The following is a 9757-nucleotide window of genomic DNA, read 5'->3' as shown; positions in this document are numbered from 1 at the left end:
ATCATCGACAGATGAGCCTCAGTCTATGCTAATCGCCCAACCGGACAGTCGTGGGACAAGCCCGGCCATGACGGAGAGTGCACCTCACGCCACGCATCTCGCCGCGCCGGCCTTGGTCAGGATCGCATCGAGACAGCCGATCATCTCGGCGATCTCAGCCTTCGTGACGTTCAGCGCCGGCATGAAACGCAGCGCGTCGAGCTGCGGTGCGTTGAGCAGCACGCCGGCCTCGAACGCCTGCGCGACGATGCCGGGCGCGATCGGCAGCTTGAGATCGAGCGCCAGCAGCAGGCCGCGGCCGCGCACCCCGCCGAGGCCGTGCCGCGCCGAGACCTTCTGCAACTCGCTTTCGAGCAGCAGGCCGGTCTCGGTGACGGACTTCAAGAAATCGGGCTTGCTGACCTCCTCGAGCACAGCAAGCCCTGCCGCGCACATAAGGGGATTGCCGTTGAACGTGCCGCCCTGGTCGCCGTGCGCAAAGCAGGCGGCGCGTTCGGTTGCAAGCAGGGCTGCGAGCGGCACGCCGCCGCCGATGCCCTTGCCCAGCGTCATGATATCGGGGGCAATGCCGGTGTGCTCGTAGTGGAAGAGCTTTCCGGTCCGGCCCATGCCGGTCTGGATCTCGTCGAAGATCAGAAGCAGGCGGTGTGCCTCGGTGAGCGCGCGCAATTCCTGCAGGAACTGATCGGTCGCCGGCCACACGCCGGATTCACCCTGGATCGGCTCGAGCATGACAGCAACGGTGTTGGCGTTGATCAGCCTTTCGACCGAGGCGATGTCGTTGAGCTTGGCCTTCTTGAAACCGGCGACTTTCGGCTCGAACAGCGGCTCGAAGGCCTTCTTGCCCGAGGCCGACATGGTCGCCAGCGTGCGGCCGTGGAAGCCGCCTTCGAACGTGATGATCTCGAACGCGCCACCCTTGTGCAGGCTGCCATATTTCCGCGCGAGCTTGATCGCGCCCTCATTGGCCTCGGCGCCCGAGTTGGCAAAGAACACCTGGTCGAACGCGCTGGTCTCGACGAGCGCCTGCGCGAGCTTGAGGCTCGGCTCGTTGTAGAAGGCCGGGCTCGGTGTCAGCAGCCGTTTGGCCTGCGACGCCAACGCATCCGCAACCGCGGGCGGGGAGTGGCCGAGGCAGTTCACGGCCCAGCCCTGCACGAAATCGAGATAACGCTTGCGGCTATCGTCCCACAGATATGAGCCTGCACCGCGGACGAACACGGCCTTGGGCCGTGCGGTGATGTCCATCAGCGCGTCATACGGATGGGTGGCGGTGGTCATGTCGAACTCCTCTTTAGGGTAGAAGATCTGGTCGGCGGGTGAAAACGGCGCGCGAAAAGCAAGAAGGCCGCACTTTGCGGGTGCGGCCTTCTCGAAAACTAAGCTGAATTTACTGGTTCAGCGGCGTCGTCGGACATGGCGCAACCCATCATCGTCGCTGGAGCGACGACGGAAAGCTGCGCGGCGGTGGGTCCGAGAGGTGATCATGGGGCGCGTCCGTACAGCCGAAGGGCAGGGTTTGTCAAGCGGGATTACTCGACGCCGTAATGTGCGAACTCCTCGGCGATCCGGGCATTGACCGCCTTCGCCGCCGCGATGTCGCGCGCGGAGCCTTTGGTGTCGCCCTTCTTCCGCTTCGCGAGCCCGCGGCCATAGAGCGAACTCTCGAGCTCAGGCTTTGCGCTCAGGGCGGCATCGTAGTCGGCGATCGCCGCGTCGAGATTGCCGAGCTTCAGATAGGCGAGGGCGCGGCTGTCCAATGTGTCGGGATCGTTCGGTCGCATCCGCAGCGACTGCTCGCAATCGGCCAGCGCGTCCTGCAGGCGGCCGAGAATGGCGCGCGTCATGCAGCGCGAATTGAACACGCCGGCGTAGCTCGCATTGGCCTCGAGCGCGCGATCGTAATCCGCGAGCGCCAGCGCATAATCGTGCGCGTCGAAATACATGTTCGCGCGCGCATAGAAATCACGGTCGTTGTGCGGCGAGAGCTGGATCGACTTGGCGAAATCGGCGAGCGCGCGATCACGCTCGCCGCGATCGCGGAAGATGCGCGCGCGGTTGCCATAGGCCGGGCCATAGTTCGGATCGAGCCTGATCGACATCTCGAGATCCGCCAGCGCGCGGTCGATCTCGCCATGTTCGCGATAGGCCGAGCCGCGGTTGTAATAGGCGAGCGCGAATTTCGGATCGAGCTTGATCGCCCGGTTGTAGTCGGCGAGCGCATGCTCATAGTCGTCTTTGCCGATGTAGGAATTGCCGCGGTTGTTGTAGTACCAGGCATCGTCCGGAACGAGCCTGATGGCGCGGCTGTAGTCCATGATGGCGTGGTCGCGGTCGCCGAGATCGTCATAGACGATTCCGCGATTGAACCACGCGGGTGCATCGGTCGCGTCGAGATCGATCGCACGGTTGAGATCGGCCAAGGCGCGCTCGGTCTCCCCCTTGCGCCGATAGATCTCGCCGCGGTTGGAAAGCGCGCGCTCGTTCGACGGATTGGCTTGCAGCACGGCCGAGCACCCGGCGAGCCGTTGGTCGTCGCTGACCCCTTCGGAACCGAAGCACCATTGCCGCGCCTGCGCCGCCGACGGGGAGTGTGCGGCGGCCGGAAACGTGAGCAGGGTCAATGCGGCAGCCAACGCGCGCAGCGCCGGCCGGATATCGATCGTGTGATTGCATGTCATTTGTTTGCTGCGCAGAAACCTAAGAGCCTCTAGCGCGTTTGTGATCTCGGGACAGCAATTGGTTCGAACCGGATCTCGGCCGGGACCGACCAAGAGGGACGGGACCATCAAGATAGTTTCAGCCTTGTCCGACACGCCTTATCCGATCGACCTCGACAGTATTCGCGGTGCCTTCCCGCCGGGCGTCGAGGCGCCGCCTTTGCTGCTGGATTTTGCCGGCTGGCTGAACGGCCGCCCCTGGGGCAGCGTCGGCTGCTTCTCCCTGCAGGGCCAGTTCTCCGATCAGGCCCCGATCTTCGATGGCAGCCCCTTGCGCGATCGCTTCGCGCTGTTCATGCGTCTGCCTGACGGCTCGGCCGTCGGCGGCTGGTACGGCGCAGGTCTCGACCGGGACGATCCCCCGATCGTGGGTCTGGGCTCGGAGGGCGATTACGAGCTGCTCGCGCCGTCCCTCGATGCACTGCTGACGAAGCTCACATCGCAGCAATTCGACAAGGCCTGGCACGATTTGCGGCCGCACGACGAGGTCGAGCCGCAGACGGTCGAGCTCGCGCAATGGCTCGCGCGGCGCCCCGCCGGCGAACCTGCCTGTTGCGACGACGGCGGTTCGGAGCTGCCCGACTTCCGCGGCTTCGTCGAGAAGTGGAGCCGGGACCGCGAGGAATATTGGGCCAATCATCGCCTGATGGCCGAGCTTGGCTGGCGGCTGGCGGCGCACCTGCCCAAGGGCAAGAAAGCCTGGGACAAGACCCATTTCGAGGTTGCGATATCAGGCAAGCAATACGAGGCGCGCGTCCTGTCGCGCGGGCCGCAGCCGTTCGAAGAGGCCGCCTCGATCGAATCCCTGCTGCGCGACCTCCGCGAGGAGATGCGCCGCGCCCAGCCCGAACTCGGCCTGTGGTACGCGATGAAATTCGGCCTCTATGCCGATGGCCGCGTCATGCCGAATTTCGAATACGACGTGCGGCCGACCATCGACGGCGAGCCGGCGCTCCTCGCCGAAGCCAAGGCCGATCTCGCCCGCGCCCCGCGCCCGGAGCGCTGGGTGCCGAAATGGCTGGCCGCTGGCTGATCTTTCCGAACGGTATGCGACCATTAAGTGTTTGGTTAATGTTTTCTTGCTAGTCACTGGACCGCTTCGAATTGGGGGAGCGGATGCGATTCTTCGGGCGACGGACAAGCCAGGACCGCAATGCTCAGGTTGGGCAAGCAGTCTTCGAACATTCGGTTGATGCGGTCATGGTGCTGGCGGGGCCCAAGATCATCGCCTGTAACGAGGCGGCGGTCAGGTTTGGCGGTTATCGCAGCAAGGCCGATCTGCTGTCCCGGTCACCGGCCGATATGGCTCCTGAATTCCAAGCAGACGGCCGCCGCTCGTCGGACTGCGTCAAGGAGACACTCGCGCGGGCGATGAAGGAGGGCCACGCTCGCTTCGAATGGATCACGCGCCGAGCGGATGGGCAGATGGTCCCGGTGCAGGTCACACTTGTTCCCGCAGAGATCGATGGCCACCAGCCCGTCGTCATCAGCTTTCGACGTGATTTATCGGAGCTGATTGCCGCGCGGGAAGAGAAAAAGCGCGCCATCGCCAAACTTGCCGGCGAATTCGAGGAAACCATCGGCTCCATTGCCAACGCCGTGTCGTCGGCTGCCAAGGACGTGGAGACGACGGCCGGCTCGCTCAGCTCGACCGCTGAGAACGCCGCGCAACGCGTGTCGACCGTCGCTGCCGCCTCGTCCGAAGCATCTGCCAACGTCCAGTCGGTCGCGGGCGCGACCGAAGAGCTGTCGAGCTCCGTTGCCGAGATCAACCGTCAGGTCGCGACCTCCTCAAGCATTGCTGGCGAGGCGGTGCAAGCATCCGCGCGCACCAATGATCTCGTGAGGAGCCTGTCGGAAGCCGCAGCCAGGATCGGTGCGGTCACCGAAATGATCAATGCGATCGCGAGCCAGACTAATCTTCTGGCATTGAACGCTACGATCGAGGCAGCGCGAGCTGGCGATGCCGGTCGCGGTTTCGCGGTCGTTGCCGCCGAAGTCAAAAGCCTATCTAGCCAGACTGCCAAGGCCACCGAAGAGATCAGCGCTCACATCAGTGCCATGCAACGGGCGACCGACGATACCGTTGTCGCGATCCAAGGGGTCGGCACGACGATCGGGCAGATCAGCGACATTGCTAAGACGATTGCCGTTGCTGTCGAGCAGCAGGGACAGGCGACCCAGGAGATCGCGCGCTCGGTCAGTCAGGCCGCTACGGGCACCAGCGAAGTCGCCAGCAACATCAATGCGGTGACGCAGACGATCGACGCCGCTGGCGCATCCGCCACTAACATGCATGGCGCAGCGGCCCAGTTGTCGCGCCATGCCGATGCGTTGCGCGACAAGGTGTCCGGTTTCCTTAAGGCCGTGCGCGCCGCATAGCCCACGGCGCTCAGTTGATCGTCAGAACCCCGCGACGCTGCGATCCCCCTTGACTTAGAGCGCGCTCGAAGGGGTATCTGTACGTGCGTCAGTACGAGAACGGGCACCCATGAAGATCGGCGACCTCGCAAAACGAACCGGCTTGTCGACTCACACGTTGCGTTACTACGAGCGCATCGGGCTGCTGCCATACGCCGACCGGGATCGTTCCGGCCAGCGTGACTTTGACGCATCGATCCTCACATGGATCGAATTCCTCGGTCGGCTCAAGACCACGGGAATGCCGATCAGGGACATGTTGCGTTATGCGGCGCTTCGTGATGAAGGCGAAGCCACCGGGCGAGCCCGGCGGGAGATGCTGGAAACCCACCGGGAACAGGTTCGCACGCAGATTGCCGAACTCCAGGAATGCCTTCTCGTCCTTGATACCAAGATCGCCGGCTATGCCGGCGACGAACAGAGGACGAAGAAAAATGACGCACGCCGAAACACAAGCCGAAAGCCGCTTCGCTCGCGGCCAGCGGGCCCTGTCACGCATTGACGGCAGGGCCGGCGAAAACGTCGTCGCCTCACTCGCCGACATCGCTCCGGATTTCGCACGTTACGTGATCGAGTTTCCCTTCGGCGACATTTACAGCCGTCCGGACCTCGGCCTGCGCGAGCGAGAGATCGCGACCATCGCTGCGTTGACGGCGCTCGGAAATGCCGCGCCTCAGCTCAAAGTGCATATCGAGGCGGGTCTTAACGTCGGACTGTCGCGCGACGAGATCGTCGAGATCATCATGCAGATGGCCGTCTATGCGGGTTTCCCGGCGGCGGTGAACGGTTTGTTCGCAGCCAAGGAGGCGTTTTCCGCGCATGACGGACGACAGGCATCGGGAGGAGCGACGTGACGAACTGCTCCAGACGGGCTTTTTGCTCGGCGGCAATGGCTGGTGTGATCGCCTCCATCTCGTTGTTGCGAGCATCAGAACCTGAAAGTGGTCCGTCATCCTGAGGTGCGAGGCATCGGACGCAACGCGTCCCATGCGGAGCCTCGAAGGATGAACGGCCGAGATGCTGCGGCAGCCGGGCCGTCGTCCTTCGAGGCTCGTCCTGCGTTGCAGGACGAGCACCTCAGGATGACGGTCATGGAGCGGGAAGCGCTGTTAGACTTGGTCGCTACGCTCGCGATGACGGATTGCTTCAGAATCCCGCGACGCTGCCGTGCAGATCGTATTGGTCGGCGCGCTCGATCTTCGCGGTGACGATCTCCCCGACGCGCAAGGGACGGCGGCTCGTCAGATACACCGCGCCGTCGATCTCCGGCGCATCCGCCTTGGAGCGACCCTTGGCCACGGTCGGGCCGACCTCGTCGATGATGATCTGCTGGCGCGTGCCGACCTTGCGCTTGAGCCGGCGCGCCGAGATCTTCTGCTGGCGGGCCATCAGCGCGTTGTAGCGCTCCTGCTTGACCTCTTCAGGCACCGGGTTCTCGATCGCGTTCGACGTCGCGCCGGCAACCGGCTCGTATTTGAAGCAGCCGAGGCGATCGATCTCGGCTTCATCCAGCCAGTCGAGCAGGTAAGCGAAGTCGGCATCGGTCTCGCCGGGGAAGCCGACGATGAAGGTCGAGCGCAGCGCGAGGTCAGGACATTCCTCGCGCCAGCGCTTGATGCGCGCCAGCGTCTTGTCCTTCGCGGCCGGGCGCTTCATCGCCTTCAGCACCTCGGGGCTTGCATGCTGGAACGGGATGTCGAGATAGGGCAGCACCTTGCCCTCGTTCATCAGCGCGATGACCTCATCGACATGCGGGTAGGGGTAGACATATTGCAGCCGGACCCAGGCACCTAACTCGCCGAGCTCGCGTGCGAGGTCGAGGAATTTGGCGCGGACCTGGCGGTCCTTCCACGGGCTCTCGGCATATTTGAGATCGACGCCATAGGCCGAGGTGTCCTGCGAGATGACAAGCAACTCCTTGACGCCGGCACCGACCAGCCGCTCGGCCTCGCGCAGCACGTCATTGGCCGGACGCGAGACCAGGTCGCCGCGCAGCTTCGGGATGATGCAGAAGGTGCAGCGGTTGTTGCAGCCTTCGGAGATCTTTAAGTAAGCGTAGTGGCGCGGCGTCAATTTGATGCCCTGCGGCGGCACCAGATCGAGATGCGGATTGTGCGCCGGCGGCAGCGCGCGATGCACGGCATCGAGCACGCTCTCATATTGCTGCGGACCGGTGATGGAGAGCACGCCGGGATAGGCCTGTTCGATCGCTTCCGGTTCGGCGCCCATGCAGCCCGTGACGATCACCTTGCCGTTCTCGGCCATGGCCTCGCCGATCGCCGAGAGCGATTCCTGCTTGGCGCTGTCGAGGAAGCCGCAGGTGTTAACGATGACGATATCGGCGCCGTCATGCTTGCGGGCGAGCTCGTAACCCTCCGCGCGCAGGCGCGTGATGATACGCTCGGAATCCACCAAAGCCTTGGGACACCCGAGTGACACGAAGCTGACCTTGGGCGCAGCCGTCTGATCCATATCCAAATCTGCCTGATTGACAGGCCTCAGCTAGTCCCAATTGCCCATAATTACAACCCTTTGCATACCCCTCCGGCATGCTATGGATGAATCGCCTGCCGTGAGTGAGCCATGAGCGCCGAACTGTCGCCCAAAATCGTGATCGTCGACGAGAGCCCCGTCCGGGCCGCGATCCTCGAGGAAGGGTTGCGGGAGGCCGGATTCACGCAGGTTGTCCATATCCGTGAGATGCAGAGCCTGCTCGCCCGTATTTATGCGGTGGACCCCGACATCATCGTGATCGATCTGGAAAACCCCAGCCGTGACGTGCTGGAAGCGATGTTCCAGGTCAGCCGTGCGGTGAAGCGTCCCATCGCGATGTTCGTCGACCAGAGCGACTCCGCCTCGATCCAGGCTTCCGTGGAAGCGGGGGTCTCGGCCTACATCGTCGACGGGCTGAAGAAGGAGCGTATCAAGCCGATCCTCGACCTCTGCGTGTCGCGCTTCAACGCCTTCGCAAAACTCCAGGAGGAGCTGGAGCGGACAAAGTCGCAGCTCGAGGACCGCAAGATCATCGAGAAGGCCAAGGGCATTCTGATGAAGGTCAAGGGCCTCACCGAGGACGAGGCCTATGTGCTGCTGCGCTCCACCGCCATGCGCGAGAAGAAGAAAATCGGCGAGATCGCCCAGTCGATCATCACCGCGTCGGAGATGCTGAAATGACCGCACCCCTCCGCATCGGGTTCATCCCGCTGATCGATGCCGCCGCCCTGATCGTTGCCGTCGACAAGGGATTTACCGCGGCCGAAGGGCTCGAGGTCGAGCTGGTGCGCGAGGTGTCCTGGTCCAACGTCCGCGACAAGCTCAATATCGGCCTGTTCGACGCCGCGCATCTGCTCGCGCCGGTCGCGATCGCGTCCTCGCTCGGGCTCGGCCACGTCAAGGTGCCGATCGCCGCGCCCTTCAATCTCGGCATCAACGGCAATGCGATCACGGTATCGCCTGCGCTGCATGCCGCGTTGATGGAGCAGATCGAGGGCGACCGCTTCGATCCGCTGGCCACCGCGAAGGCGCTGGCGAAGGTCGTTGCCATCAGGCGCAAGGCCGGCGCCGATCCGCTGACCTTCGGCATGACGTTTCCGTTCTCGACCCACAATTACCAATTGCGGTTCTGGATGGCGGCCGCCGGCGTCGATCCCGATGAGGACGTGCGTCTCGTCGTGCTGCCGCCGCCCTTCATGGTCGACAGTCTCAAGAGCGGCCATATCGATGCATTCTGCGTCGGTGCGCCCTGGAACTCGATCGCGGTCGATCTCGGCATCGGCCATATCCTGCACTTCTCCTCCGACATTCTCGTTCATGCGGCCGAAAAGGTGTTGGCGGTTCGCCAGGTCTGGGCCGACAAGCATCCGGATGTGGTCGCGAGCCTGGTACGGGCCGCCGTCGAGGCCGCGGCCTTCATTGAGCATCCGGAGAACCGGACCGAGGCTGCGCGCATCCTGGCGCAACCCGACCGGATCGGCGTCGATGCCGAAGTGATCCAGCGGACCCTCGACGGGCGCCTGAAGATCTCGCCCGATGGCGCGGTGCGCGAGAGCGACCGCTATCTGCTGGTCGGGCGCGAAGGGGCGGGGCGCCCCGATCCCGTCCAGGCCGCCTGGCTCTACGCCCAGATGGTACGCTGGGGGCAGACGGCGCTGACCCCGGACGGCGTCAAGACGGCGATGGCCGTCTTCAGGCCCGATCTCTACGACGCCGCCCTCGGTCGTCAGCCTCCCGCCGAGGCGCCTGCGTCCTTCGGCGCTTTTGCCGGTCCGGCCTTCGATCCCGACAACATCAGGGACCACCTCGAAGCCTTCGCGGTTGGTCGCTGGAAGGCCTGATTCGGCGCCTGCATATTTTTTGAGCGCCGACGAACATCGTCCAAATTTTGAGCTTTCTGCTCGAATTTCGTGAGAAGCTGTCCCCCGGACTTTTCCGCAAGCGCCGGTAAACACCTGAAACTATATCGCTTTTTATTTCATGGCGGCTGGCACGCAACTTGTATGTTGCAGTGCGGCCAGCTTGTCGCAGATGCCTGCTGAGCCAAGTCCCACAGCAACGAAGCTGATTGGACCGTTGGGTGGCGAGGCGGGCTTCGGGCCGGCTGAGTTCCTCGCGGGGTC

Annotated in this window: 9 protein-coding genes; 6 read left to right on the top strand and 3 right to left on the bottom strand. The window is 63.8% G+C overall.

The window, feature by feature from the left end:
- Positions 1-84: 84 nt before the first annotated feature.
- Together Q0687_RS12750 and Q0687_RS12745 are read right to left on the bottom strand one after the other, a co-directional pair.
- The gene (locus tag Q0687_RS12750) at positions 85-1281 is read right to left on the bottom strand and encodes an acetylornithine transaminase (protein WP_298876953.1); all 1197 of its coding nucleotides are present in this window, start codon (positions 1279-1281) and stop codon (positions 85-87) included.
- Between the two features lie 251 nt (positions 1282-1532).
- A complete protein-coding gene (locus Q0687_RS12745; RefSeq protein WP_298876950.1) occupies positions 1533-2681 on the bottom strand; it encodes a tetratricopeptide repeat protein in 1149 nt (382 codons plus the stop codon).
- 124 nt (positions 2682-2805) lie between these two features.
- Between Q0687_RS12745 and Q0687_RS12740 the strand changes: the two genes are divergently transcribed.
- The 4 genes from Q0687_RS12740 (at position 2806) to Q0687_RS12725 (ending at position 5995) form a co-directional block, all read left to right on the top strand.
- On the top strand, positions 2806-3753 hold the full coding sequence (locus Q0687_RS12740; RefSeq protein WP_298876947.1) for a hypothetical protein: 948 nt from the start codon (positions 2806-2808) through the stop codon (positions 3751-3753).
- 83 nt (positions 3754-3836) lie between these two features.
- Positions 3837-5102 carry a methyl-accepting chemotaxis protein gene (locus tag Q0687_RS12735; protein ID WP_298876944.1) on the top strand — a complete coding sequence of 422 codons (1266 nt, stop codon included), beginning with the start codon at positions 3837-3839 and terminating at the stop codon, positions 5100-5102.
- Between the two features lie 109 nt (positions 5103-5211).
- Positions 5212-5643 carry a MerR family transcriptional regulator gene (locus Q0687_RS12730; protein ID WP_298876941.1) on the top strand — a complete coding sequence of 144 codons (432 nt, stop codon included), beginning with the start codon at positions 5212-5214 and terminating at the stop codon, positions 5641-5643.
- On the top strand, positions 5576-5995 hold the full coding sequence (locus Q0687_RS12725) for a carboxymuconolactone decarboxylase family protein (protein WP_298876938.1): 420 nt from the start codon (positions 5576-5578) through the stop codon (positions 5993-5995). The genes Q0687_RS12730 and Q0687_RS12725 overlap by 68 nt, the downstream gene beginning before the upstream one ends.
- A 292-nt stretch (positions 5996-6287) precedes the next feature.
- Here the strand turns inward: Q0687_RS12725 and rimO are convergent, their stop codons facing one another.
- Positions 6288-7613, bottom strand: coding sequence for a 30S ribosomal protein S12 methylthiotransferase RimO (gene rimO / locus Q0687_RS12720; protein WP_298876935.1), 1326 nt, complete (start codon positions 7611-7613; stop codon positions 6288-6290).
- Positions 7614-7724: 111 nt separating this feature from the next.
- On the opposite strand from rimO, the gene Q0687_RS12715 reads away from it, so the two are divergent.
- Together Q0687_RS12715 and Q0687_RS12710 are read left to right on the top strand one after the other, a co-directional pair.
- Positions 7725-8315: an ANTAR domain-containing protein gene (locus Q0687_RS12715; protein WP_298876932.1), complete on the top strand. Its 591-nt coding sequence runs from the start codon at positions 7725-7727 to the stop codon at positions 8313-8315.
- A complete protein-coding gene (locus Q0687_RS12710) occupies positions 8312-9475 on the top strand; it encodes a CmpA/NrtA family ABC transporter substrate-binding protein (protein ID WP_298876929.1) in 1164 nt (387 codons plus the stop codon). Before Q0687_RS12715 ends, Q0687_RS12710 begins: the two co-directional genes overlap by 4 nt.
- The last annotated feature ends 282 nt before the right edge of the window (positions 9476-9757 follow it).

This window comes from uncultured Bradyrhizobium sp. (assembly GCF_936928535.1).
Classification (GTDB): domain Bacteria; phylum Pseudomonadota; class Alphaproteobacteria; order Rhizobiales; family Xanthobacteraceae; genus Bradyrhizobium.
Note: the sequence above shows the minus strand (reverse complement) of the source record. Positions and strands in the feature narration are given on the sequence as shown.